Genomic DNA, 25,158 nt, shown 5'->3' with positions numbered 1-25,158 from the left:
TTGGGCGGATTTAGCACATAATCGACACTTTCAAACTTCAAACATTGAAAAATTAACAATGTGACCCCATTCCAAAATCGGTGTTAAGCCTATTTCCTATTGGCGTCGGAATTGCGTACTTTTGCAGACTATTTCACAGCCACTATGCAGCCCGATTTCAGCACGTTAGAACCCAAAAAAAACATCATCATAAAAGGCGCCCAAATCCACAACCTGAAGGATTTGAGCGTTGCGATACCAAGAAACGAACTCGTCGTGATCACCGGACTTTCGGGCTCGGGCAAATCGAGTCTGGCATTCGATACTTTATACGCCGAAGGACAACGCCGTTATGTGGAGAGTTTGTCGTCGTATGCGCGTCAGTTCCTGGGCCGTCTCGACAAACCCAAAGTAGAATACATCAAAGGAATCGCACCGGCCATCGCGATCGAGCAAAAGGTAAATACGACGAATGCACGTTCTACGGTCGGTACGTCTACAGAAATTTACGACTACCTTAAATTGCTGTTTGCGCGTATCGGCAAAACGTATTCTCCCATATCGGGCGAAGAAGTCAAAAAAGATACGGTAAGCGATGTCGTCGACGCCGTCAAGAAATACGAAGAAGGCACGCGTTTGTTGTTGCTCGCCCCTATCCATCTTGAAAAAGGACGCGAACTCGAAGACAAGCTCAAAGTGCTTTTGCAGCAAGGCTTCATCAGGATCTTGGTCGGGAAAGATATGGTGCGATTGGACGAAATCGACCAGCATTCCCTAGATAATAAAGACATCCTGCTCATCATAGACCGGATCGTCGTAAAAGACGAGGAAGATTTTTACAACCGCCTTTCGGATGCCGTCCAGACCGCATTTTACGAAGGCAAGGGCGAATTGTACCTTCAGGAAGCCGATGGCGACAAACGCCGTGAATTCAGCAGCAATTTCGAGCTCGACGACATGACGTTCCTCGAACCCAACGTGCATTTGTTCAGCTTCAACAATCCGTATGGCGCTTGCCCGGTTTGCGAGGGCTATGGCAACGTGATCGGCATCGATGAGGAACTCGTGATCCCGAATACCTCGCTTTCGGTGTACGAGAATGCGATTTATCCGTGGAGAGGCGAAAGCATGGGTTGGTACCGCGACCAATTGGTCAACAACGCCTATCGTTTCGATTTCCCGATCCACAAACCGTTTTTCGAACTTACCGATGCCCAGAAATCGCTTGTTTGGGAAGGCAACTCTTATTTTACCGGACTTAACGATTTCTTCCGCGAACTCGAGGAAAAAAACTATAAAATCCAGAACCGTGTGATGTTGTCGCGCTATCGCGGAAAAACCAAATGCTGGTCGTGCAAGGGCAAAAGATTGCGTCCCGAGGCGAATTACGTCAAAATCGGAGGCATGACGATTTCAGATTTGGTCGATATGCCAATGAAGCGTCTTGTCCCGTTTTTCGCCGATCTACAACTTTCGGATTACGACAAACAAGTCGCCAAACGTCTTCTGATCGAAATCAACTCGCGATTGAGCTTCCTTGTAGAAGTCGGGCTCGATTACCTGACGTTGAACCGCACATCGGCCTCGCTTTCGGGCGGTGAATCCCAACGCATCAATTTGGCGACGTCTTTGGGTAGCTCGCTTGTCGGATCGATGTACATTCTCGACGAACCGAGTATCGGTCTGCATCCGAAAGACACCGAAAGGCTCATCAACGTGCTGATTTCACTCAAACAACTCGGAAATACCGTCATCGTGGTCGAACACGACGAAGATATCATGAAAGCTTCCGACCGCATCATCGACATAGGCCCGGAAGCCGGAACTCACGGTGGCGAAGTCGTAGCGTACGGTACTTATGACGAAATCCTCAAATCGGAATCGCTTACGGCAAAATACCTCAATGGCGACCTCGAAATCAAAGTACCTAGGACACGCCGCAAATGGAGCAATTACATCGAAATACTCGGCGCCCGCGAAAACAACCTGCGCAACGTAGACGTGCGGTTCCCGCTCGAAGTCCTGACGGTAATCACGGGTGTTTCGGGTAGCGGAAAAAGTACGCTCGTCAAAAAAATTCTGTTTCCGGCAGTCCAGAAACAACTCGAAGGCGCGGGCGAAAAAGCCGGACAATTCAGTGAAATGCGCGGGCATTACCATCGCATCCGACACATCGAATATGTAGACCAGAACCCGATCGGAAGAAGCTCGCGTTCAAATCCGGTCACGTACATCAAGGCTTACGACGACATACGCGATCTTTTCGCTAAAGAAAAACTGTCGAAACTTCGCAATTACCAAGCGAAACACTTTTCGTTCAACGTAGACGGCGGCCGATGCGAAACCTGCAAAGGCGAAGGCACGATCAACGTGGAAATGGTGTTCATGGCCGACGTCCAACTCAATTGTGAAACCTGTAACGGCAAGCGATTCAAGAAGGAAATTCTCGAAGTCACGTTCAACGGCAAGAATATAGACGACATTTTGACGATGACGATCGATGACGCCGTCGCCTTTTTCAAGGAACACAAACAAACCAAAATCGTACAGAAATTACAGCCTTTGCAAGACGTAGGATTGGGATATGTGCAACTCGGACAATCATCATCTACACTTTCGGGCGGTGAAGCGCAACGCATCAAGCTCGCATCGTTCCTCGTAAAAGGGGCGACTAAGGAAAAAGCGCTTTTTGTTTTCGATGAACCGACCACAGGTCTTCACTTCCATGACATCAACAAACTCATGGCTTCTTTCGATGCTTTATTGGATCAAGGGCATTCGATCATCGTTATCGAGCACAACCTCGATTTGATCAAATGTGCCGACCATATCATCGATCTCGGGCCTGAAGGTGGTGAAAACGGCGGTTATGTGCTCGCGATCGGAACGCCCGAAGAAATCGTGAAGAATAAAGAATCGATTACCGGAAAGTACCTCAAGGAGAAACTTTGATTCGGTAATGATCGATAAAAAAGCCCCGGATTATTTCGGGGCTTTGTGTTTCTCTAAATCCGTAAAGAATTCTTTCGTGCTTGATTGGTGATCATGCTTCGGGGCGTTTATGGCTTTTGGCCTTATGCACTTCTTCGGCTTCATCGACCGAATGCGTATGTAAAAGCGAATCCTCTTTTTTACACAGCTCGCTTAGCTTGAGATAATATTGGTGAAGCGCTTCAAGTTCGGCCTCGGACAAATCTTCCACGTCTATCAATCGGTTGCTTGCATATTTGTGCGAAGCGACGAGTTCGTTAAGTTTTAGTTGGATCGCCATAGAATCCTTGTTCTGCGACTTCTGGATCAGGAAAACCATAAGAAAAGTCACGATCGTCGTACCCGTATTGATGACGAGCTGCCAGGTTTCGGAATACTGAAAAATCGGTCCCGTGACGGCCCACGCGATGACGGTGAAAAAGGCCAATAAAAAAGCGCCCGTACTGCCCGTCGCCTTTGTGACTTTTGAGGCGAACACCTCGAATATTCCCTGGTTTCTCTTTTTGGATTTGTTGTTCATGGCCTCAAGATTTATTTGTTTAAATGTACGCAACGTCACGCCATAAAAAAAGCCCTCTTTCGAAGGCTTGCTTTTATTTTATCACAACTTTTTTGGTGATTTCCGTCGCACCGGAATGCAACTTCAAAACATAAAGTCCGCTTTGCAGGCGATCGGTCGCGATGCTTTCGGTTTCATTCGGGTTTGAAAATTTCCCGTTGCGTACGGTCTGGCCCAAAACGTTGACCAATTCATACGAGTAATTACCCAAATCTCCTTTGTTCACATACAAAACGTCGTTCGCCGGATTCGGGAAAACCGAAACACCCGCATCGACCGACTGTTGCTGCACGCCCAAACTGCAGCTCGTACAAGCCACTGCAAAATGCAAAGCCGCTCCCGTCATGCCCTGGCATACGTTGAAGACATACACGGGATCCATATTCACGAAAGTGTCGTTTGGCCCGTGCGGATAAGGCGATTCGTTGGTTTCATACAATCCGGTGATGATTTCGCCATTGTCCTCGAACGGCATATAATCGGAAGCGTACGCGTTCGAAATTGTCGTTTCAAGAACCGAATACAGTTCCATGCAATTGGCCAGTTCGGTCGTTTTGGTAGCCGAAGCCGCGTTGTTCGACGAAGGACTGTTACTTTGATCTTTCTCGCAAGTGATGGTATTGTTTGTCTCTCCCGAAACGCCTCCCACTTCGTCTATGTTGACCAAAACGCGGATATCCATTTTAGGAGTTGTGCCGTTCACTACGGCATCTACATAGTGCTGGCTGCCAACCAATCCGTCTTCTTCTCCTGCAAAGTGGATGAACTTGATCGAATATTCGGTCGGGATGTCTTTCAATAAACGTGCGATCTCAAGTAAAATGGCCGTTCCACTGCCGTTGTCGTTCGTGCCCGGTCCGCCGACCGTATCGTAATGACCGTCGATGATCACGAAAGTATTCGGATACGTCGTCCCGATTTTGGTCACCACGAGATTCTTGCACGTTGAGCCGCTATACGAAAAAGGATCTTCCACGATTTGCGAAGCCGAATATCCGAAGCTTTGGTATTTCGCTTTCAACCAGTTAAGCGCATTGGCCTGGGCCGAAGTTCCTCTGTATTTGATGCCGAAATTCTCGAATTCGGTAAGCGTCTGGGTAATGTTGGTCTGGGAAACCTGTCCCGCAACCTGATTGTAGAAAGAGATGAACGATTGGGCGTTGCACACGGTCGAGAACGACAACAATGCAAATCCCAAAAGCGGACGTAAAATTCGAGGCATGGTCAAATTTGTTAAATGCTTCGCGAATATAATCAAAAGCCCAAAACAGCAATCACAAAAAATATTTTTTAAGATTTTACACCTATGAAAAACAAGCGTTTACAAACATTTACAAACGCCTATAAACGTTTCCCGACGCATGCGGATTTTTTTTTGGCACGCAACTTGAATTGTACCGGTCGACGGAATAACCCTCCGTTCGAGAAAGCCCAAAATCGAAAGAGTAGGCATCCCAAAAAATTGAAGATCATGAAAACCATTACACTTTTTGTAGCGTCAGTCTTCCTAATGGGAAGCAGCGTTAAAGCCTCAGAAAAAATAGATTTCGAGGTGCGTTATCCGGTAGCCGTCGCCGATGCTGAACCGATCGTGTTCAGCGAAAGAGGCATCGAGTTCTTTGTTTTTGCCGATGGGCAGATCGATTTCAACACGGTTCCTACCGTCAATTCAGACGATGCGTATTACTATCGCAAAGGACGTCGCGGCAACGAGATGAACACCACATACGGAGCGCCTGGCACAAATAACGGCGCTGTCCGTATCGAGCACGACGCACAAGGTCGTGTAAGAAGAGTCGGGAACGTATTCCTGAACTATGACAGTCGCGGACGCGTAAAACGGATCGGTTCTGTTTATATGAGCTACAACCGTTATGCGTTGATGCAAGTCGGCGGGCTTAAGATCTTGTACGATCGCTACGGACGCATCATCGGAACACAAGGACGCGTGAACAACTCTTGGAGCGGCCAACACCAAGGCAACTATGGCGGCTATCAAGGCGGAAGTTCATGGAACGACGATAATGATGATTATTACTACTATAAGCAAGACGGTACGAAAGACAAGATCGAACCGAAGCTTGAAGTGAAAAAATAGTTAGTTGAAGTTTAGATTGGTTGGTTTGTTTTTGAAAGTCCTTCGGAGTTTTCCGGAGGATTTTCTTTTTGTGCAATCGTTTCCGATTACCGCTTTTTGTAAAACTCGAGTTTTTTCGTACCCATATCGATGCGGATCGGTTTCTCGATTCCCGGACAGCAATGTCCGTCGTTCTCCCCAAATTCGTAGTACGTGCCGAAAACCGCAGACGTGGCCGCACTATCCAAATGGAAAAATCCTTTTCCGCTGTCGATCTCGTCGAAAAAAGCGGCGTCAATTTTATACGAATTGTTGTGCGACAAAGCCAACAGCTGTATTTGCGACCACATGGCGGCATTTCCTCCATCGCATTGTCGCGGCGCGAAAGTGATCAACGCGTCCTGTTTCCCATCCGAATTCAAATCGGCAAAATCGTATTCGATTTCCGATTCCTCGTCGGGAATTCCAGGCGCATCCGACGATTCGAGACCTAGCGAATCCATACGCACGAAATAATCACCGTTGCAACTGTCCATCGCAAAATAATGGCCTTCGGAAATTTCGGATTTTTTCCATTCGAGGAATGCGTGCTTGATATCAGATTTAAAAGCATCGCCTTTCGTACCGCATCCGACAACTGCAGCCATCACGATCAAACAACAAACGAATTTCCGCATCGGTTACATAAATCACTTGCGTCTCAATAGCGCGAATCCTTTGTCGATTACGGAATTCACGTCGGGAGAAATCCTGAGCCAATAATTGATTCCTATGAAAAACACCGTCACCAAAATCGATTTCAACGCGATGTTCGGGATCGGATGGAACGGAAAATCCCAATAATAGAACATGCAAAAGGTCGCCGTCAGAATCGCGAAAGAATACAAAGTCTGTTTCGAAAACGGATACAGCTTCATCTTGAACACCACGAACAACAATTTCGACAGGCTGTAAAGCGCGATCGAAGCCAAAGTCGCCAAAGCCGCACCGTCAATTCCCATTTTGGGAATCAGGAACATATTCAAACCTATCATCAAAGCCGCAAGGAGCAAGCCCAGCAACAACACCGCACGGTAATATTTCGAATTGAAGATGATCGCGTTGTTATTGCCCAAAATCAAATCCAAATACTTCGAGAGCCCGATCACGAAAACTGTAAACATCCCTTGCCCATACTCGGCGGGCAACAAAAGATACACCTGTTTGATATTCACAAGAATGCCGACAAAAACCAAACCGCCCACCAATTGCAGTGAAATCGAAGTCTTTTTGTACAGCTCATTGAGTTCGATATACTTATCCTCGGCCATAAGTTTTGCCGTAATCGGATAAGCGATCTGGTGCATCGCGCGACTTGGCACCGAAATGACGGTAGCTATGAAAATCGCCACGTTATAAAAAGCGATGTTGTCGATATGGATGTAAAATCCCATCATGAATTTGTCGAGGTCGAGCAACATATTGGCGATGCTTCCCGAAAGGATGATATAAATCGAATAATTGAAAACCGCTTTCCTGTTTTCGGGAAAGCGCAAATCGGCCTTGAACTGACGCACTTTAAATGCGCTGATTCCCATAACGATTGTAATGACACCGTAAATCAATACCGTCAGGTTCACGAAAGTACCGGCCGAAATCCATTTGAAAAACACGGTGAAAAGCCCCGCGGTGATGAGTAATCGCAATAAGATTTCTCTTGCGAAACTTCCGAAAACCGACTTGAGATGCACTTTTACCCAAGCGTAGAAAATTTCAAAATATGCCATGAAAAGCCCAATCAGCGGGATTTGCCAGCAATAGTCGAAAATGATCGGGTTCTTTTTGGAAAGCAAAGCTGCTACGGGTTCGTAAAAGACCAAACTCAATATGAGCAACGGCACGGCAACGAGCAACGGCAGTAAAAGCAGGTAGGTCAGGAAACGGTCCTTTTCTTGCTCGCTCCTGTAACCGCTAAAAAATTTCACCAGCGTATTGTGAACGCCAAACGCCATAAGCGGCATGATCACATTGGCTGCGGAAAGCACATAACCCGTCAATCCGTAAAAATCTTTGCCCAGTATATGCGGATACATGAACAGCGTATTAGCCGCACCTATCGCAAAACCCACATAGGTAATGACCGTGTTGCTGATCGACTGTTTGATTACGATGCCCATCTAGTGAAGGAGTTCCGAAAGTTTCCGCGTAAGGTTGCGACGCGAATATTGCTCGAGTTCAACGGGCTCTACCGTAAGGTTGCCCTCGAGATACGATTCATAAAACGCGAGAATGGTGCGTTTGAGCACGTCTTTTCCGCCGTAGTCGATGAAAATGCCGGTACTCGTATGCTCGATGATTTCGGCAATGTCCGAGCCGTTCGGGCCTAAAGCCAAAATCGGTCGCCCCGAAACCATATACTCGAAAAGCTTGCCCGGAATGATGCTTCGCGTATGCAGCGAATTGATCTCTATGAGCAACAAAACCTGTGAGCTTCTCTGCTGTTTGATCGCCTCGTCGTGCGGCAGATAACCCGGATTGTTCACAAAACTGTCGAGTTGGTACAAATGGATCGACTCCAAAACCTCTGGACTCAACGTGCCGATGAGCTTGAGTTCGAAATGATCCGAGAATCCGGGAACTTCATTTACGAGTTCGCTCAAGACCTGCCATAGGAAAGCGGGGTTGCGTTCGGAAAGCAACGAACCGATGTGCGCCAGCGAAAATTTGTGGTCCAACGGTACCGACGCCACTTTTTCCTGATCGAAACCGTTCGTGATGATTTCGATCGGCTTTTTGGTGATTTGCGAAAAATCGTGCTTGGTCGTACCGCTTGTCACGACGATCTGGTCGGCGGCGTTGAGGATGCGACGCTCCCATTTCTTGTGACGGTATTCCGAATACGTCGAAAGTTTAAGGTCTTTTTGGTAACCGATGGTCGTCCACGGATCGCGAAAATCGGCAACCCAATGCAAATCGAGCTTCTTTTTGAGCCTGTATCCGATCAGATGCAAACTGTGAGGCGGACCCGTCGTAATGATCGTATCGATGTCGTTCTCGCGTATGTATTTGTCGAGAAATTTCGCCGAAGGTTTTGCCCAGAACACGCGTGCATCGGGTATGAAAATATTGCCGCGTATCCAAAGCGCCACTTTTTCGGTAAAGCTTTGTTTGTGGCTGTTCGGAATGATTCCGGCGCTCATTTTCTTCACCTTGTTCTTCGCGAACAATCCGGCTAATGCATACGGTTCGAAAATTTTTCTCTTGATGATCGCGACGTTGGGCGACACGTCTTTAGACAATGCCTGATCTAGGATGGGATACGTCGGATTTTCGGGAATGTAAACGATTGGTTCGATCCCGAATTCCGGCAGGTACTTTACGAATTTCAGCCAGCGTTGCACACCCGGTCCTCCGGCTGGCGGCCAATAATACGTTATGATGAGTACCTTTTTCAATGTGCTGCCTGCTTCTTTTTGCGTTCGAAATAGATTCCTGCGGCTGCCAAAAGCAACATAAGTACCGAACTTCCGAGCGTGATATTACCTCCCGTCCTGACGACTTGCGGTTCGAATTTGAATTCTACGGTGTGTTTTCCGGCCGGTAACGACAAGGCGCGCAATACATAGTCGGCACGTAGGATTTCAGCTTTTTTGCCATCTACGTAGGCATTCCATCCGTAAGGGTAATACATTTCGGAAAATACGGCCAATCCGGCGTTCGCATTATCGGTTTTGTACTTGAGATGGTTCGGTTCGTACTTGACGACTTGTATCGACGCCGTGCTGTCTTTCGCAAACGTTTTGGCCGAAAGCTGTTTGCCGAATTCCTTTGCGTTGACCACGGCCACGTTTTTGGAATCGAGCTTGTCTAGCGCTTTCATCTCGGCATCGGCCGACGTGACTTCATTGACCTGTTTCACGAACCACGCATTGCCGTTCGCATCGGGATTCGGGATTGCGAACTCCTCACCTTTTTCGTTGGTTTGGATCACGTATTTCGTATTCAAAAGGTTCAACACTTCGAGGTTGTTCTTCGCGATCTGGTATTCGAGCAATTGTTCCATCCTTCTCGGACGCACAGCGCTGTAACCCGAAAGCGATTTATGGAAATACGAAGTACGCGCGTTATGGATCGCATTGATCTCGAAAACGCGGTAATGCGTCGTGTCCTGCATGATCGCTTGGTCGACTTGGGTCGGTTCGAAAGGCATATCGACATAACGCGCATCGACGAAATCGTCAGCTTCGACATAATTCTTGTCGATAAAGAAAAGGTCGCCGATCATGACCACGCCTACGATCACCAAAGCGGTCGTCTGCGAAATCTTGTTCTTGAGGAAAAACCACAAGGCTGCGGCTGCCGCAAGCACAAGAACGGTCGAACGCAACAAATCGGCAGAATAAAAACTCGAACGGTCTTTCTTGAGCGCGTCGACGAACTCCGGACCGTAGGACTGGCGCAACATATCATCGCTTCCGCCACCGAAAGTGAATTGTCCTTTTATGACGAGCAGCAAGGCCATGATTCCGATGAAAACACCCGAAGCCATATACAATTTCTTGAGTCGGTCTTGCTTATCGGATGCGAAAAACGACTGCAATCCCATCACGGCCAAAACCGGAACGCAAAGCTCGAGCACGACCTGGATCGAGGAAACCGCGCGAAACTTATCGTACAAAGGCACGTAATCGATAAAGAAATTCGTGAGTGCCGGGAAATTCTTGCCCCATGAAAGCAAAAGCGAAAGGATCGCACCTGCCAAAAACGCGTATTTGATTTTGCGGTCGTCCACAAAAAACGCAAGGATCGCCAGAAAGAAAACCACCGCGCCAATATAGGCCGGAGCCGCTACCAACGGCTGGTCGCCCCAATACAACGGCATGCTGTCGATTCCGTGTTGGGCTTGGTCCTGAGGAACGCCTTGAGAAATCAGGAATTCGTAAGTGGCGCTGTTATCGTCGAGTTTTTCACCGTTAGAACCTCCGAAAAGACGAGGCGCGATCAGGTTGAAACTCTCAAGGATCCCGTAACTGTATTCGGTGATGTAATCGTATTCCATAGCCGATTTGGTGTCGTTGGCCGAACCGTCGGGTTTGAACGTAAGCTCGCTTTTTCCTCGGATACTGAAATCGGTATATTCGGCCGTAGCCAACAAATTGGACGCGTTCACGCCAACCGCGAGGATTCCCGCACCTGCAAAAATCCCAAACGATACCAATAAGGGTTTGAAATCCTTTTGTTTGACGGCTTTATAGAGGTAATAAACGACGATCGCAAGCAGCAAAAACAGCAAATAATACGTCATCTGGAAGTGGTTCGCGTTAATTTCGAGAGCCGCAGCTATCATCGTGAGTAATCCGCCGGTAATGTATTTTCGCCTGAAGACGAGCAAAACGCCGGCCACAACCATCGGCATATATGCGATCGCATGGGCTTTGGCATTGTGTCCGACACCGAGAATCACGATCATATACGTCGAGAATCCGAAAGCCAGCGCGCCCAAAAACGCTTTGAGCGGATCGGTTTTCAATACGAGCAATAGGCTGTAAAACCCGAGGAAATAAAGAAAAAGATAATCGGCCGGTCGCGGAAGGAAACGCAACAGATCGTCAAGTTTACCAATGTAGTCGTGCTGGTAATTCGCACCCATTTGGTACGTCGGCATGCCTCCGAAAGACGAATTCGTCCAATACGGTTCGCCTTTTCCCGCAGCGCGAAAATCGTTCTGTTCCTTGGCCATACCCGTGAATTGGGCGATGTCCGACTGGTAGAGTTTTTTGCCCGACAGGACCGGATAAAAATAAATCAGGGATACGAGCACGAATCCGACAATTGCGATTAAGTGCGGGTAATACTTGGAGATTTGCTTCATGATTGGTAAAATTCAGCCCAAAAATAGTCAAAAATTAAGGACGGGCACGAACCTGAATCAATCGATTTCCTCGTAATCGATATACTCGCCCACTTTTTTGGTTTCTTTTGATTTTGGGGCGTTTGAAGCGTCGACGGTCACCTCTCCGTCATTGCGGCGGTAGTTGTCGTTCGGGTTTTGGTAAGAGCCGAATTGCTGGCGCATATCGTCCTGGGCATGCTCGACCGCCTTTTTTACGAGGATAGGGAAAAGCAGGCGCGACAAAAAGCGCAAGATGTAATAAAAAGCTATGATGTAAACCAGCGTTCTCAAGAAATTGCTGAAACTCGCCATTTCCATAATCAAGGATTTTTTTTCAAAAGTACGAAATACAACATAGGACGGCCGAAATTCGTTCTTAAATAAATAATAAAACAGTACTTTTGAAAATCTTGAAAAACAGTAAAACCTGTAGTATGCCTAAATTGAAATCCTTGTTTTCCGCCGCCGCAATTTGTTGTTCAACCTTCGTTTCCGCACAGTTTACCGATGTCATCAACTCGAACCGTCCGGGCGAATCGATGGCCGCTTTTTCGGTCGGAAAGACGATTTTGCAAGGCGAATTGGGCTTTACGGGCGTCAAGGAAGACCACAGCCTTCTGGGTTGGGATTCCAAAGGATTGCAATCGGATCTCGTCGTGCGTTACGGCGCGTTTTTCGAGCAGTTGGAATTCATTGGCGAACTGCAATACCAATACGACAAATACAATTATCCCGATGTCGGCATAGAAGACGAGACGCGCAGCGGGTTCAAAACCGCTTATCTGGGTGCGAAATACCTCGTTTATGATCCGAACAAGAATTACGTGGATCGCAAACCCAACCTCTACAGCTGGAAAGCGAACCACAAATTCAAATGGAGAAACCTGATTCCGGCCGTGGGCGTATATGCGGGTGTGAACCTTCACCTGTCGGATAAATTCCCGCCGACGGATCAACGTACCGCATCGCTCAAAGGCATGCTCATCACCCAAAACCAATTGGGTCGTTACGTGTTGGTGTCGAACATTTACATGGATAAATTCGGATCGAACTACGAAACATTGGGCTATGTCGTCACGTTGACGCGAGGCATCAACGATCGTTGGTCGGCTTTCGTGGAAAACCAAGGCTTCCAGTCTGATTATTACGGCGATTTGATTTTCCGCGCGGGCGGTGCCTATCTTTTGGAAACCAACCTGCAGCTCGACGTGAATTTCGGAGTCAACGTAAAAGACACGCCTTCCGTACTTCAAGCCGGATTGGGCGTTTCCTGGAGATTCGACGGTCTTTACGAAGACGTGATTTTGAGACTTCCGGGCGAAGAAAAAGAAATGAGCAAGGAAGACAAGAAAAAGAAGAAGGAAAAAGACAAGAAAGACAAAAAGCGCAAGGACGCGATCGAGAACGAAACGCCTGAACAACCGTAATGATCACCATACAAGAAAAAAAGACGAAGCAGGAACTCACCGAATTCGTCAAATTTCCGTTTTCGATATATAAAAACAACCCGTATTGGGTGCCGCCGTTGATCGCCGAGGAACTCATGTCTTTCGACAAAGACGTGAATCCGGTTTTCGAATATGCCGAAGCGTATTTCTACATGGCGTACAAAAACGGGAAAGCCGTAGGTCGTGTGGCGGCCATCGTCAATTGGAGCGAAGTCAACGACCTCAACAAGAAAAAAGTGCGTTTCGGTTGGTTCGACGTGATAGACGATATCGAAGTCACCAAAGCGCTTCTCGAAAAAGTCGAGGAACTCGGAAAGAAACACAACCTCGACAACATAGAAGGCCCGATGGGTTTCTCGAATCTCGACAAAGTAGGTGCGCTGATAATGGGATTCGACGAGATGAGCACGATGATCACCTGGTACAACCACGAATACTACATCGAACATTTCAAACAACTCGGATTCGTCAAGGAAAAGGAATTCGTCGAAAGTAGGTTCGTGTTTCCGAACGAAGAACAGGTCGCGCCTTATCTCAAAGCCGATCCGCTGATCCGCAAACGCTACAACCTCAAGGTGTACAATCCGAAGACGATTGCCGAAGTCATGCCGTTTATCGACCCTATGTTCGATTTGTTCAACGATTCGTATGCCAAGCTGACGTCTTTCGTGGGCATTTCCGACCGGCAGAAAAAGTTCTTCAAGGACAAGTACATCGATATGGTCAATCCCGATTTCCTCAAATTCATCGAGGACGAGAACGGCAAACTCATCGCGTTCAGCATCTGCATGCCGTCGCTTTCGAAAGCGCTTAAGGATTCGGACGGAAGTTTGTGGCCATTCGGTTGGCTGCGTCTGTTGTGGGCGAAAAAACACACGGACGAAGTGCTGTTTTACCTGATCGGTGTCGACCCGGACTGGCAGAATAAAGGCCTTACCGCAGTGATCATGGCCGAATATTTCCGATCGTTCAAAGCCAACGGCATCAAATATTGCGTGAGGACGCCCGAACTCGAGGAAAACCACGCGATCCACAATCTCTGGAAATTCTTCAATTCGCCCGTGACCAAACGACGCGCGACGTTCATCAAAAACCTTTGATATGAAAAACTTATCGCTTCTGATCGTTCTACTGATAACGGGAATGGCAAGCGCCCAAAAAAAACCTGATTGTAAAAACTTCCACGACGGGACGTTCGAAATCGGTGACGCCGAAACGGGTGTCAGCGTAATCGAGCGCAAGGGCAACATACAGACCGAAACCAATGCCAAACACGGCTACAAAGCCCAATACGATGTGGTTTGGATCGATGAATGCACCTATGTCGTCAAAAACAGGAAAGTCCTTGAAGGCCAAAACGCAATGGCGTCCGACCCGAAAAACGAGGTCAAGGTAGAATTCATAGCCGTTGACGGGAACAAAGCCACTGCGCGGTTGAGCTCGAATTTCGCCGATGCGGTTTTCGAAGTGGAAATGGTCAAAACCAAGTAATCAATCGGCGCATTCGGTTTTTACGAGCACAAGGCTTTTGTCGTATTTTACCGCTAGCGGTTTGGTGAACGACAACGTGCCGTCTTTGTCCTGCATGTCACCGATTCCCATGATCAGGGAATTCCCGCTTCTCAAAAAGCGCATTTCGCGTTTGGAAGTCGTCCCTTCCGATTGGAACGTGTAGGCGAGTTTCAACGTATCGCCCGAATATTCGCCTTCCACTTCGCCGCTGCTGCTGTCCTTTTCGTAGTTTTTGAAACGCAGGTTGCCTTTTACATCGGCTCCGTCCTGATCGATCGAAAGCGAAATCGTGTCTTTTTGCTGAACGAACGCGTAGCATTCCTTGATCTGTACTTCTTCTGGTTTTTCGATTGAAACCGTGTCTTTTTCGGAAGCGGTTTCGGTCTTTTCGGATTTCTGGCTGCAAGAAGCCAACGACAATGCTGCAAGCGCAACGAAAATTTGGGTTTTCATGTGTGATGTTTTTTTAAAAGTACACATCCTGAATGGAACGAGCCGTTAACGAATTCCCAATCATTTTCGCGAAATCCTGGCCAATACATCCTGCTTACGTCTTCTTGAAGTTTCGAAAGCCTCACCCGTAACGGTTTGTATGATGCAAGGTTCGCCCTTCGTATACGATACGATATGGTTCACGTTGAGCAATCGGTCTTTGCTGATACGCACAAAAAAAGACGCTTCCCCGAAATAATCCTCGAAATCCTTGAGATAAATCGCCGTGGTGAAACGTTCGCCATTGCACATGCTGACGTGGCTGTATCGTCCGTCGCCTTCAATGAAAACCACGTCGCGCGTCGGCAGCAGCCTTACTTTGTCGCCCGAATGTACTGCAATCGAAGCGTCGGCTTTTTCGTCGAGACCGTGCAACAGGTTCACGATCCTCACGCTGTTGTCGAGTTTTTTTCCGATGACTTCAACCGCTCGTTTCACAGCGCGCTGCAGATCGAAAATCTCTACGGGTTTGAGCAGGTAATCGAGCGCGCTGAATCGGATCGCGTTGATCGCAAATTGGTCGAAACTCGTCACGAAAATCACTTCGAACGGAATCTCTGTAAATCGTCTTAACAGTGAAAAACCGTCGCCTTTCGGCATTTGTATGTCGAGGAAAACCAGATCGGGTTTTGATTTTTGTATGCCGTGATACGCGTCTTCGGCATTCGAAGCTTCACCGACGATCCGCAAATCGGGAAAATGGCGCGAAAGCAATGCGGCCATGACTTCGCGGCTGTCGGTTTCGTCGTCTACGAGAAAAACGGTTATGGGTTTCATGTCAGTCGTGGTTTAAGATGGGCAAACAAAGTTTCACTCGCGTTCCGGCGGCCTGACCGTTTTGGTCGAAAAGGTCTTCGATTTCACAGCTCAGACTGTTTTCACTATACATTTTGTTGATGATTTCGAGTCGTTCGTCCATAAGCTTGAGCGCGATCGATTCGTGGCGGCCCGTTTTTTCGTATTCCATCGCTTTTTTGCGTCCGGCGCCGTTGTCGGTAATGGTCACGAGCAATTTATCGCCTTGTTGCCCGATGCCGATCTCGATGCGGCCACGCCTTTGCCCGTCAAGGTTCATGAGTCCGTGCCAGATGGCGTTCTCGACATACGGCTGCAATACCATCGTCGGGATCAACGTCTGGTACGTATCGATTTCATCGGGAACTGACAGCACGAAATCGAAACGGTTATCGAAACGAAGCTGCTCCAATTCTACATAAAGCCCAAGCGTTTCCAACTCCTCGTGAAGCGTCAACAGCTGTTTTTGCGAATGCAGTAGCACCAATCGGATCAGCTTGCTGAACTTGGCCAGGTAATCATAAGCTTCGGCATCTTTTTTCTTGAGGATGTAATTCTGGATGCTGTTGATCGCGTTGAATATGAAATGCGGATTCATCTGCGCCTGGATCGCCGAAAGACGGCTGTTGGCAATCAATTGGTTCACGCGTGTCTTTTCGGCTTCCTTGATTCTCACGTTGCCGATGATCCGAAGCACGACGGCATACACCAAAAGCCCCGACAAACCGATACACAGCAACACGAACCAGATTTCCTGCCAGAACGGTTTGGCTATTGCGAATTTGATTTCGACGGGCGCTTTGCTTTGAAATCCGTCGTTGTTGAGCGCGAAAACGACGAGTTTGTAATCGCCGGGTTCTAAATTGTCGATCGAGATGCGGTTTGCTTTTACGACCGAAAATTGGTCGTCACGTCCTTCGAGTTTGTAACGCAATCTGGTTTCTCCTTTGAACGAAATCACGTCGAACACGAATGAAAAGGAATTGCTGCGGTGATCGAGTTCGCGGCCTGAAAGCGACTTGACCGTAAATCCGTTTACTTGTGTCTGGTTCAGGTAAATTCTCGGTGCGACATCATTTACGATCTTGGCATCTATCGGCAAGACACACACGCCTTCCAAAGTCGACAGGAACAAACGGTTGCCGTCGAGCGACAATTTGTAGACTTCGTTGGACGGCAATCCGTTTTCGGTATCGTATTGTTCTGCTTTTCGCATCTTCAGCGAAATCTTGAGCAATCCTTGGTTTGAACCGATCCAAAGATTATCGCCTTGCTCAAGGATATCGTACAGCATGCGCGCCTTGATCCCGAATCGTTCGTTTACCGCGATTGCTTTGCCATTCGAAAAAAGATACAAACCGTCGCCTTTCGTTGCAATCCAGATGGTTTCGGAAGCCGTTTTGAGGATTTTGGTCACATTGGCGTTGATGTTCGGAATTCGTGAGATCTTTTTGGTGACGATATCGGCCAACCGCAATTCGTTTCCCGAAGCGAAAAGGAAAAGATCGTCCTTGTAATGTTGGAAACATCGAGATCGCGCGTGCAGATCGATCGTTTTTTCCATCATCAGCCCTTTAGCCTCGATTATAAAGCCGAAACTCAAACCGAACAACCTATCGCCTACCCATTCGAATTGGGAAGCCGACCACAAAAGGTTTTGCTCATTCCGAAAACTTTTGGTGTTGGCAAAAGCCGTATCTGCAAATACCGCAGTTCCTTTTCCGCCGATGTAAAAACCACCCGGAACTTTGAGGATATCGGTGATCATCTCATTGGACGACGTGTTGATATAGTGCCGTTTGATTTTGTGTTGACCCAAACTGATCATTTCGCGCGCCTGCGAAGAACAGTACGTGATGCCGTCTATGGTTTTGAGCAGATTGACGTTCTTTTCAAGACCGGGTACGTTGGCAAAATTGACCACATTTTTGTTAAGACATCGGAAGACGCCTTTTTCAAGCGTCGTACACCAGATATTGCCTTCGGTATCTTGTACCAATCCCGAAACCGAATAGCCTTTGAGCGTTTTGACGGGCGGCTTCGACAGATCGCCATCCTTGAAATAATAAAGCCCTTCTTCGATCATGCCGATCCACAAGCCGCCGTCGCGATCGGATTGCACGCAAAGCACGCGTTTGGGCATCGCATGTATCGAAAGCGTATCCGAAACCTTGACGATCTGGTTCATCACGGTAAAGAAATTGCCGTTCGAATTGGAATAGGTATTCAATCTTTGGAACGAAGGCGACACTTTTGGGAGCAGGATTTCGGTCCGGGTTCCATCTTTGCGGATCAGTTCGATATTATAGGGCGAACTCGCAGACCAAAGCGTGGCCGGAATGCGGTTCACCGATAACGCGATCAGTCGTCCCGCTTTTTCCATTACGGCCAATTCGGGATTTTTTTCAAGGCTCGGAAGCGTCGTGAACGTTCCGGTTTCTATGTCGGCGAGATACGTATCGTCTTCGGTACCGATATACAACGAATTCCCTATAAGCGAAAGCGAATACGCAATTTCCCTGTTGGTTTGTTGTTGGAATTTTTTCGAAAACGATGCCTCGCGCAACTTTCCGTCCTCGAGTATAAGGATGCGATTCTTGGCCGTGAGCAGCCACAAACGACCTTTGCGATCTTCGGTCACGCTGTAAACCGCGCCTTCGGGCAAGCCGTTACGTCGGTCGAAAATCACGGTCTCGTTTCCGTCATAACGGCAAAATCCCTGTTCGGTAGAAAACCAGATATAGCCTTTCGAATCCTGCATGATGTTATAGGATTCCTGCGACGGAAGCGAAATACGCGTTCCCATGTTCTCGAATTGCAATTGTTGACCCAAAACCGTTTGGCAGAACAAAAACAACAGAAACAAAAGCGATTTGGCGACAGACATGTTTGGCATTTGCGACAAAAATAAACATCTGTGCTTTTGATTTTTAACCTTGAGGCACTTTGTGCAAAAAACGTTGTGAACGGTAGGTTTCCCGTTTTGCAATCAAAATACATTTGCTTGCGAACCAAATATCGAACTATGAAGAAAATTTTATTTTTTGCCGTCTTGAGCCTGTCGATCAGCAGCCAGGCGCAATTGGTCGGCCTGCTCAAAAGAGGAGAAAAAGCCGCGAAGTCCGCAACCAAATCGGAAGTTCCTACAGAAGGCGTGAGCAGTCCGATGCATCAAAAATACATGGGTAAGATCGTTTTCGCCTCTACCGATACCGACATCAAGAAAACCCAGGAAAACGAGGCCGCGTTCCTTACGAAAGCCACGCTCGGAAGCCCGATTTATTTTCGCGTTTACATGGACAATTCGCTGTTCAATTACGTTCAGAAAATGTATCCGAAAGAAAGCAGCCTCATTATCGGCACACATGCGAAGTATAAAATCCGATGGTTTCTCGATGGTGCAGAAGCGGGCTTTAGCATCATCCAGGAAAAACAATTCGACAGCGAGGAAAAAGAAAAGTGGACCACGTTCAAAGGCGCGCTCAAATCGGCAGACGACACGTATTTCATCGGCACGAACCTGTTCCCTGACTTCGTAAAGGAGCAACAGGCCAAACTCGGCATGGGCGACCACAAATTCAAGATGGAAATCCTGCCGTACATGGATTATCCCGAAACCAAAGAAGGTCCTGTCGTGGCGACCGGCGAATTTACGCTTACCGTGGCCAAGAACGTCATCGATGCGAACGATCCGAACGTTTGCCTTCCGACGGCGAAAATGACAGACAAGACCATAATCCCGAAAATCATCACGGCCTTCAAGAACGACAAAATGTCGACCGGAGCTGGCGAAGTCAAGGAAGTACGCGTCGTTTCGCAAAAATGGAACATCCTCACGCATAAAGTCACCGGACGCCCGTTGCGTCGTTTCGTATCGGCCGCCATAGCGACTTCGAAAAACGGCAAATGCGCGTATCGCGAGTACGATTTCTTCCAGGATTTCGACGGTGTGAAATACCAGGACGAAATATATCTTGAAGGCTATTCGGATGAAAAAGAAGTCAACTGCAAGTGTGTAAAACCTTGAAAACTCAATCCTAACCTTGAAAGAAGCCGTTCCAGATAAACGGCTTTTTTCTATTTTGCGAAACCAAACCAACGACATGAGAGGACTTAAAACCCTTAAATTCTATTCGAACGATGGCGAAATAGGCCCGGCCATACTCGAACGCTTCGGAACTTTCGAGAACCTGTATATGAAAACCTTCGAGCTTCATTTCAGGATTTACCAGCTTTCGCGCGAACTTCCCGACGAATCGGAATACAACCGATGGATGTTTTACGAAAGGTTGTTCGACGTACTCGCTCCCGAAAAAATCGAAGCCTACGAAGCTTTGCTCTCCGAACTGCAGAAAATCGACAACAAGCTCGAGCAATGTGAAATTTTGGGCTGGGAAGTCACGACCGACATCGGACACGATTTCGACGATCTCAAAATACGCAAGCAAAAGAAAGAGTTCGAGGTTTTCCTGAACCGCAACCCAAGCCTGTTCCAGAATCTCAGGGAATGGCTATCGAAATTACAGTAACAAAACCACCAATAACCAAACAACGACATGAACCATCAAGAAAAACTGGATCTGTTTTTTGACGCGATCAAAGACCAACTCGAACCCGGCGTAATCATCGAAAGTTCGCGCACGCAAGGATCGGGAAAAGCATTCCGCACCTTCATAAATGGACGCATGAGCATGGAAATCCCCGAAGCCCTGAACTCATGGGATCCGCTGCCCGGACAGGATTTCAAATTGACCAATGTGGTGAGCGAGATCGTGCGTGAATTCCCGCGGGAGACGCTCGTACACTTCACGATTTCGAAGGAAAACGGATTCCGATACCAGGCCGCCGATGCGGAATTGCTGCTCCGACTCATCGTAAGCGAAACCAAAGCGGGCCCGAACCAGGACAAGAAAGAAGAAGTTCTCGTCAAGTTTTCGTTCGATGAAGAGGAAGACGAACTCAATCTCGACATCGTCACCAAGATCGAAGACGAAAGTGGCCCGCGTGAATTCGACTTTGCGAGTGCCGACCGAGAGATGCAATGCTTGTATTCGGCTTTGGACAAAAAGCTCGAAACCTTGTACGTGTACGTTTCAAAGGACGAAACGATCCTCAAATCGATACCTGAAATTCCCGGATTGACCACGTTGTACACGCCTCCGGCCGAAGACCTCACTTTAGACGTCTCAAAACTTGAAGACATTTACGCGTTTATGGAATCCGGAAGCGAAGCCAAAGCGAACAAGGCAATTGAAGCGCTTAACTCCAATCCGAATTTCAAGGCCAAAGCCGAAAAGCGCTATCTGAACCTCATCAAGAACAGGATTGGCGATAATGCCGGATTGGAGTCGTTCGCACAGGCCGCGTTGACCAAAAAGGAAATCAACAAACTCGAAAGCGACCATTTCGACAAGAACCACATCTCGCTTTCGTATTTCGACAAAAGGGAATCCGAGATGGCCGTTGCTTTCATTGGCGCATTGGTAATGAACCATCTCGATATTGCCGATTTCCAGAAAAAAGCCGAAGCCTGCACCGCGATGATCGACCTTGGCAATTTGTATTCAAGCGCGACGAAAGCGGTCAAAAAAGGCATGCTCGAAGAAGCCAAAACTTATCCCGACGGTTGGTTCAGTTCGTTAAGTGTAAAATTCGCAAATCACTACGTCACGAAAGTACTGTTCGAGAACACGTCTTTTTGGCTAGAGAATTCGCCACAACTCAAAGCCTTTGTGTTCTATCTGAATTTGAATCATTTGGGAGGCGTTTACCTCGACGTGTTCCAGTCTCAGGTGAAGACACTGACCGAATTCTTTTGGTTTTTGCCGACTACGCCCAAATCATCTTGGGGCGAAACCGACCTTGCAATCCCGAAATCGACGCTCAAGTTTCCGCGCGAGGCCAGTTATCGCATCAACGACGACGGAAAATGGCAGGCACTCAAATCACACGAATAAAAAAACCGCTTCCCAAAAGGAGGCGGTTTTAGTTTATTTACGATTTAAAATTATCGTTCATCAGACACATCCACCGTGTGCTTCTGCGCCAATTCGAGGTATTTGCCCGATTGTAGTTTCTCGCGGATCGCATCGAAAGCCTTGAGCGTTTCCTGTATGTCGGCCAACGTATGCGAAGCCGTCGGGATCATGCGCAAAAGGATGATGCCTTTCGGGATAACCGGATATACGACGATTGAAAGGAAAATGTTGTAGTTCTCGCGCAAATCGTTCACGAGCATCATCGCCTCCGGAATCGAACCTTCGAGGTAAACCGGAGTGACGCAAGTATTCGTGTCGCCAATATCGAAGCCGTGTTCCTTCAAACCGTTCTGCAACGCGTTCACGTTTTCCCACAGTTTGTCTTTGAGTTCCGGCATCGAACGCAACATTTCAAGACGTTTCAAAGCGCCTTTGGTGAAAATCATCGGAAGGGCTTTCGCGAACATCTGCGAACGCAAATTGTATTTGAGGTAATCGATTACGTCTTTGTCTCCGGCGATAAACGCTCCGATCGAAGCCATAGATTTGGCGAAAGTAGAGAAATACACATCGATCCCGTCCTGGCAGCCTTGCTCCTCGCCTGCCCCGGCGCCCGTTTTACCAAGCGTACCGAAACCGTGGGCGTCGTCTACCAACAACCTGAAGTTGTATTTCTTCTTGAGTTCGACAATTTCCTTGATCTTGCCTTGTTGGCCGCGCATCCCGAAAACGCCTTCTGTAATCAAAAGGATTCCGCCTCCGGTTTCCTGAGCCATTTTGGTTGCGCGCTGCAAGTTCTTCTCGATGCTTTCGACATCGTTGTGCTTGTACGTGAAACGCTTGCCCATATGAAGACGCACACCGTCGATGATACACGCGTGGGAATCCACGTCGTATACGATGATGTCGTTCTTGGTGACCAAAGCGTCGATCGTGGAGACCATTCCCTGATAGCCGAAATTGAGCAGGTAAGCCGCTTCTTTTTGGACGAAAGCGGCAAGTTCATTCTGCAGTTGTTCGTGAAGGTCGGTGTGACCGCTCATCATACGAGCGCCCATCGGATAGGCCGAACCGTATTCGAGAGCGGCATCGGCGTCGGCCTTGCGCACTTCGGGGTTGTTGGCCAATCCGAGATAATCGTTGATGGACCAGTTGAGGATTTCCTTGCCGTGGAACTGCATTCTCGGGCCCAAATCGCCTTCGAGTTTCGGGAATACGTAATAGCCTTCGGCCTGGGAAGCCCATTTGCCCAACGGGCCTTTATTTTTCTGGATTCTTTCGAAAAGATCTTTAACCATAATTGTGGAGTGATTGGAACCTTTTTCGGTTCGCGTGCAAAAATAAGTATTTCAACCTAATGCCGAAACCGATGTGGCATTTTAGCTTTATTTTTTATGGCTATCGCTTTGCCAACAGGCTTTGCTTGTGCCTGCGATACATTTCACGCTTAAAAAAAAGACCGATTTGTAAGGTTATTCTACCCGATGCTTAAAGAATCGGAAACGTATCGCCAAAATTAAGTTTAGGTTAAATCGGAAACGATAAGCGAAATGTCTTTACCTTTATTTCACACAAAATCAATAGTTTCGCAACCAATTAAAACCTTTATGACCGATGAATAAAAATTACTCTTTCTTTACGTTGCTCGCGTTGTTCTTTTCGGCCGTTTCTATGGGCCAGGTGACTGTCGCACAATGGAATTTCAACGGACCGTCGAACACGACCGTTCCCGGTGATTCTTTTTCGCCTATGTCTTCTACATCGTTGACATCGGCTACGGCTTTCCTTGTCGGGAATACGACCGCTACATTCGCTAATGGCAATACTTCGGCAGGAACATTTGAGACCGAGACTACTTCTCCGCCCAATTACGCCTGGAATACGTCTACTTATCCGGCTCAGGGAACCGCTAACAAGACGGCCGGTACGCAGTTCAACGTAAGCACGGCGGGTTACCAAGGCATTACCTTGCGTTTTGATCAACGCTTGAGTAACAAGGCCGGAAATACCTATGTGGTACAATATACGACCAACGTTAATGTGGCGATCCCTACTTGGGTAGATGCGCAGACATTTACTTTCACTCCTGGAGCTTCGGGTACTACCGGAGACGTTTGGTACACCAACAGGACCGTGAGCCTTTCTTCGGTGACGGCTTTGGACAACAATCCGAACGCGGCTTTCCGCATCGTGGGAGCCTTCGATCCGACGACCAATACATACTTGTCGGCTACTGCGGCATCGACTTACGACGGGCTAGGCACCGTGCGTTTCGACGTGGTGACGGTAATCGCCCAAACGGCACTCAGCGTAAACCAACCGCAAATCCAGACGTTCTCTATGTCGCCGAATCCTACGCGTCACGGCATCGTACAGTTGAGCCAACCGCAGACGGTAACGGTTTTCGATTTGCTCGGAAAGGCCGTATACAAGGCAAAAGAGACGACGACGATCGATACGCGCAGCTTTAAGACCGGCGTTTACATCGTCAAGACCGAAAGCGGAATTTCGAGAAAACTCATCGTGGAATAATTCCGTTATCGCGAATAATCATAAACCGCTTCTTTTCGAGGCGGTTTTTTTTATGTTTCGAATTATCCGAAAACGCATGCGGTTTATCGCACTTGACTACACTTTGACTACGCTTTGACTACGCTTTGACTACGCTTTGACTACGCTTTGACCGCACTTTGACTACGCTTTGACCGCACTTTTACTCGATTCGAATCGGTGGAAACGACTTCTCTGTGGGTATATTCTTCCGTTTTTGAGGAATCCGTAACGATTTGTAAACATCGGTCAGAATAATTGATACGAATTGACCAAAACACAATATTTTGTTTTACCTTTAGTATCGAACCGCCTGCCAATCCAATTTCGGGGAAGAAGTTGGGCAGACACAATACAAAGGGCCATGAAACCAAACAAACCGTCATCTGCCCGTATAGTGCTTACGGACGACGACGATGACGACCGCAGTTTTTTCCGCGAGGCTTTCAGCGAGTTGGACATGCAAGGTGAGCTTCGCACGTTTTGCGACGGCAAGGAACTTATGGACTATCTCAATTCTGAAGAAGCCACACCCGATGTCGTCATCCTGGACCTGAACATGCCGCGCAAGAGCGGTTTCGAATGCATAGAAGAAATCCGTTCCAATTCGCGCTTCAGCCACACTTCGATAGCGGTCTATTCGACTTCTTCTTTGGATTCGGACATTGACGCCACGTTCAAAAGCGGTGCGAACCTGTACATTAAGAAACCCAACGATTACAACATGCTCAAGAAAATGATCAGCACCGTGATGCATACCGACTGGAGCCTGCGCTTTAAGGGATTGAACCGGGACACCTTCATGCTTCATCTGTAAAAAAGGGCGTTTGATATAATTTTAGTTTTTTTTAACAAAGCCTTTTTGTACCGATTACGCGCGGAGGTTAATTTTACGCCAAACAAAA

21 protein-coding genes are annotated in these 25,158 nt (G+C 47.8%); 10 read left to right on the top strand and 11 right to left on the bottom strand.

Going from position 1 to position 25,158, the window contains the following annotated elements:
- Nucleotides 1-144: 144 nt before the first annotated feature.
- The gene (gene uvrA, locus HZF10_RS00295; RefSeq protein ID WP_176004163.1) at nt 145-2,931 is read left to right on the top strand and encodes an excinuclease ABC subunit UvrA; all 2,787 of its coding nucleotides are present in this window, start codon (nt 145-147) and stop codon (nt 2,929-2,931) included.
- 91 nt (nt 2,932-3,022) lie between these two features.
- Here the strand turns inward: uvrA and HZF10_RS00290 are convergent, their stop codons facing one another.
- Together HZF10_RS00290 and HZF10_RS00285 are read right to left on the bottom strand one after the other, a co-directional pair.
- Nucleotides 3,023-3,490 carry a low affinity iron permease family protein gene (locus HZF10_RS00290; protein ID WP_176004162.1) on the bottom strand — a complete coding sequence of 156 codons (468 nt, stop codon included), beginning with the start codon at nt 3,488-3,490 and terminating at the stop codon, nt 3,023-3,025.
- A 73-nt stretch (nt 3,491-3,563) separates the two neighbouring features.
- Nucleotides 3,564-4,751 (bottom strand): M28 family peptidase, encoded by a 1,188-nt coding sequence (locus HZF10_RS00285; protein WP_176004161.1) that lies wholly within the window; start codon nt 4,749-4,751, stop codon nt 3,564-3,566.
- 249 nt (nt 4,752-5,000) lie between these two features.
- On the opposite strand from HZF10_RS00285, the gene HZF10_RS00280 reads away from it, so the two are divergent.
- Nucleotides 5,001-5,627, top strand: a complete 627-nt coding sequence (locus tag HZF10_RS00280) for a hypothetical protein (RefSeq protein WP_176004160.1) — start codon at nt 5,001-5,003, stop codon at nt 5,625-5,627.
- An 86-nt stretch (nt 5,628-5,713) separates the two neighbouring features.
- Here the strand turns inward: HZF10_RS00280 and HZF10_RS00275 are convergent, their stop codons facing one another.
- From HZF10_RS00275 to HZF10_RS00255, 5 genes are read right to left on the bottom strand one after another with little or no spacing between them, the layout of a single operon-like run.
- Nucleotides 5,714-6,283, bottom strand: coding sequence for a hypothetical protein (locus HZF10_RS00275; RefSeq protein ID WP_176004159.1), 570 nt, complete (start codon nt 6,281-6,283; stop codon nt 5,714-5,716).
- A gap of 12 nt (nt 6,284-6,295) precedes the next feature.
- Nucleotides 6,296-7,762, bottom strand: coding sequence for a lipopolysaccharide biosynthesis protein (locus tag HZF10_RS00270; protein ID WP_176004158.1), 1,467 nt, complete (start codon nt 7,760-7,762; stop codon nt 6,296-6,298).
- On the bottom strand, nt 7,763-9,040 hold the full coding sequence (locus tag HZF10_RS00265; RefSeq protein WP_176004157.1) for a glycosyltransferase family 4 protein: 1,278 nt from the start codon (nt 9,038-9,040) through the stop codon (nt 7,763-7,765).
- On the bottom strand, nt 9,037-11,457 hold the full coding sequence (locus tag HZF10_RS00260) for a YfhO family protein (protein WP_176004156.1): 2,421 nt from the start codon (nt 11,455-11,457) through the stop codon (nt 9,037-9,039). Before HZF10_RS00260 ends, HZF10_RS00265 begins: the two co-directional genes overlap by 4 nt.
- A 57-nt stretch (nt 11,458-11,514) precedes the next feature.
- Nucleotides 11,515-11,796, bottom strand: coding sequence for a DUF4834 family protein (locus HZF10_RS00255; RefSeq protein WP_176004155.1), 282 nt, complete (start codon nt 11,794-11,796; stop codon nt 11,515-11,517).
- Nucleotides 11,797-11,912: 116 nt separating this feature from the next.
- On the opposite strand from HZF10_RS00255, the gene HZF10_RS00250 reads away from it, so the two are divergent.
- From HZF10_RS00250 to HZF10_RS00240, 3 genes are read left to right on the top strand one after another with little or no spacing between them, the layout of a single operon-like run.
- Nucleotides 11,913-12,905, top strand: coding sequence for a transporter (locus tag HZF10_RS00250; protein WP_176004154.1), 993 nt, complete (start codon nt 11,913-11,915; stop codon nt 12,903-12,905).
- Entirely contained in the window at nt 12,905-14,026 is a 1,122-nt protein-coding gene (locus tag HZF10_RS00245; RefSeq protein WP_176004153.1) for a GTP cyclohydrolase, read from the top strand. The genes HZF10_RS00250 and HZF10_RS00245 overlap by 1 nt, the downstream gene beginning before the upstream one ends.
- A gap of 1 nt (nt 14,027) precedes the next feature.
- On the top strand, nt 14,028-14,417 hold the full coding sequence (locus tag HZF10_RS00240) for a hypothetical protein (RefSeq protein WP_176004152.1): 390 nt from the start codon (nt 14,028-14,030) through the stop codon (nt 14,415-14,417).
- Here the strand turns inward: HZF10_RS00240 and HZF10_RS00235 are convergent, their stop codons facing one another.
- The 3 genes from HZF10_RS00235 to HZF10_RS00225 are packed head-to-tail and all read right to left on the bottom strand — an operon-like array spanning nt 14,418 to nt 18,612.
- Entirely contained in the window at nt 14,418-14,891 is a 474-nt protein-coding gene (locus tag HZF10_RS00235) for a hypothetical protein (protein ID WP_176004151.1), read from the bottom strand.
- Nucleotides 14,892-14,951: 60 nt separating this feature from the next.
- Nucleotides 14,952-15,707 carry a LytR/AlgR family response regulator transcription factor gene (locus HZF10_RS00230; RefSeq protein ID WP_176004150.1) on the bottom strand — a complete coding sequence of 252 codons (756 nt, stop codon included), beginning with the start codon at nt 15,705-15,707 and terminating at the stop codon, nt 14,952-14,954.
- A 1-nt stretch (nt 15,708) separates the two neighbouring features.
- Nucleotides 15,709-18,612, bottom strand: coding sequence for a sensor histidine kinase (locus HZF10_RS00225; protein WP_176004149.1), 2,904 nt, complete (start codon nt 18,610-18,612; stop codon nt 15,709-15,711).
- Between the two features lie 138 nt (nt 18,613-18,750).
- On the opposite strand from HZF10_RS00225, the gene HZF10_RS00220 reads away from it, so the two are divergent.
- The 3 genes from HZF10_RS00220 (at nt 18,751) to HZF10_RS00210 (ending at nt 21,682) form a co-directional block, all read left to right on the top strand.
- Nucleotides 18,751-19,752 carry a hypothetical protein gene (locus tag HZF10_RS00220; protein ID WP_176004148.1) on the top strand — a complete coding sequence of 334 codons (1,002 nt, stop codon included), beginning with the start codon at nt 18,751-18,753 and terminating at the stop codon, nt 19,750-19,752.
- A 76-nt stretch (nt 19,753-19,828) separates the two neighbouring features.
- Complete coding sequence (locus tag HZF10_RS00215; RefSeq protein ID WP_176004147.1) at nt 19,829-20,254, top strand: hypothetical protein; 426 nt, start codon at nt 19,829-19,831, stop codon at nt 20,252-20,254.
- Nucleotides 20,255-20,281: 27 nt separating this feature from the next.
- Nucleotides 20,282-21,682, top strand: coding sequence for a hypothetical protein (locus HZF10_RS00210; protein WP_176004146.1), 1,401 nt, complete (start codon nt 20,282-20,284; stop codon nt 21,680-21,682).
- Between the two features lie 50 nt (nt 21,683-21,732).
- Here HZF10_RS00210 and capB read toward each other — a convergent pair whose 3' ends face one another.
- Nucleotides 21,733-23,001 carry a cysteate-C-fatty acyltransferase gene (gene capB, locus HZF10_RS00205; protein ID WP_176004145.1) on the bottom strand — a complete coding sequence of 423 codons (1,269 nt, stop codon included), beginning with the start codon at nt 22,999-23,001 and terminating at the stop codon, nt 21,733-21,735.
- Nucleotides 23,002-23,317: 316 nt separating this feature from the next.
- Between capB and HZF10_RS00200 the strand changes: the two genes are divergently transcribed.
- Together HZF10_RS00200 and HZF10_RS00195 are read left to right on the top strand one after the other, a co-directional pair.
- Nucleotides 23,318-24,235, top strand: a complete 918-nt coding sequence (locus tag HZF10_RS00200; RefSeq protein ID WP_176004144.1) for a T9SS type A sorting domain-containing protein — start codon at nt 23,318-23,320, stop codon at nt 24,233-24,235.
- A gap of 382 nt (nt 24,236-24,617) precedes the next feature.
- Entirely contained in the window at nt 24,618-25,070 is a 453-nt protein-coding gene (locus HZF10_RS00195) for a response regulator (protein WP_176004143.1), read from the top strand.
- The last annotated feature ends 88 nt before the right edge of the window (nt 25,071-25,158 follow it).

Origin of the sequence: Flavobacterium agri (assembly GCF_013401995.1) — a bacterium.
Taxonomy (GTDB): Bacteria; Bacteroidota; Bacteroidia; order Flavobacteriales; family Flavobacteriaceae; genus Flavobacterium; species Flavobacterium agri.
Note: the sequence above shows the minus strand (reverse complement) of the source record. Positions and strands in the feature narration are given on the sequence as shown.

Excerpts from the sequence above, each read along its gene's own strand:
- HZF10_RS00230 (WP_176004150.1), bottom strand. The coding sequence starts at position 15,707 with ATGAAACCCATAACCGTTTTTCTCGTAGACGACGAAACCGACAGCCGC.
- HZF10_RS00225 (WP_176004149.1), bottom strand. The coding sequence starts at position 18,612 with ATGTCTGTCGCCAAATCGCTTTTGTTTCTGTTGTTTTTGTTCTGCCAA.
- HZF10_RS00275 (WP_176004159.1), bottom strand. The coding sequence starts at position 6,283 with ATGCGGAAATTCGTTTGTTGTTTGATCGTGATGGCTGCAGTTGTCGGA.
- HZF10_RS00220 (WP_176004148.1), top strand. The coding sequence starts at position 18,751 with ATGAAGAAAATTTTATTTTTTGCCGTCTTGAGCCTGTCGATCAGCAGC.
- HZF10_RS00280 (WP_176004160.1), top strand. The coding sequence starts at position 5,001 with ATGAAAACCATTACACTTTTTGTAGCGTCAGTCTTCCTAATGGGAAGC.
- HZF10_RS00210 (WP_176004146.1), top strand. The coding sequence starts at position 20,282 with ATGAACCATCAAGAAAAACTGGATCTGTTTTTTGACGCGATCAAAGAC.
- capB (WP_176004145.1), bottom strand. The coding sequence starts at position 23,001 with ATGGTTAAAGATCTTTTCGAAAGAATCCAGAAAAATAAAGGCCCGTTG.
- HZF10_RS00195 (WP_176004143.1), top strand. The coding sequence starts at position 24,618 with ATGAAACCAAACAAACCGTCATCTGCCCGTATAGTGCTTACGGACGAC.
- HZF10_RS00260 (WP_176004156.1), bottom strand. The coding sequence starts at position 11,457 with ATGAAGCAAATCTCCAAGTATTACCCGCACTTAATCGCAATTGTCGGA.
- HZF10_RS00250 (WP_176004154.1), top strand. The coding sequence starts at position 11,913 with ATGCCTAAATTGAAATCCTTGTTTTCCGCCGCCGCAATTTGTTGTTCA.
- HZF10_RS00215 (WP_176004147.1), top strand. The coding sequence starts at position 19,829 with ATGAGAGGACTTAAAACCCTTAAATTCTATTCGAACGATGGCGAAATA.
- HZF10_RS00270 (WP_176004158.1), bottom strand. The coding sequence starts at position 7,762 with ATGGGCATCGTAATCAAACAGTCGATCAGCAACACGGTCATTACCTAT.
- HZF10_RS00245 (WP_176004153.1), top strand. The coding sequence starts at position 12,905 with ATGATCACCATACAAGAAAAAAAGACGAAGCAGGAACTCACCGAATTC.
- HZF10_RS00255 (WP_176004155.1), bottom strand. The coding sequence starts at position 11,796 with ATGGAAATGGCGAGTTTCAGCAATTTCTTGAGAACGCTGGTTTACATC.
- HZF10_RS00285 (WP_176004161.1), bottom strand. The coding sequence starts at position 4,751 with ATGCCTCGAATTTTACGTCCGCTTTTGGGATTTGCATTGTTGTCGTTC.
- HZF10_RS00235 (WP_176004151.1), bottom strand. The coding sequence starts at position 14,891 with ATGAAAACCCAAATTTTCGTTGCGCTTGCAGCATTGTCGTTGGCTTCT.
- uvrA (WP_176004163.1), top strand. The coding sequence starts at position 145 with ATGCAGCCCGATTTCAGCACGTTAGAACCCAAAAAAAACATCATCATA.
- HZF10_RS00240 (WP_176004152.1), top strand. The coding sequence starts at position 14,028 with ATGAAAAACTTATCGCTTCTGATCGTTCTACTGATAACGGGAATGGCA.
- HZF10_RS00290 (WP_176004162.1), bottom strand. The coding sequence starts at position 3,490 with ATGAACAACAAATCCAAAAAGAGAAACCAGGGAATATTCGAGGTGTTC.
- HZF10_RS00200 (WP_176004144.1), top strand. The coding sequence starts at position 23,318 with ATGAATAAAAATTACTCTTTCTTTACGTTGCTCGCGTTGTTCTTTTCG.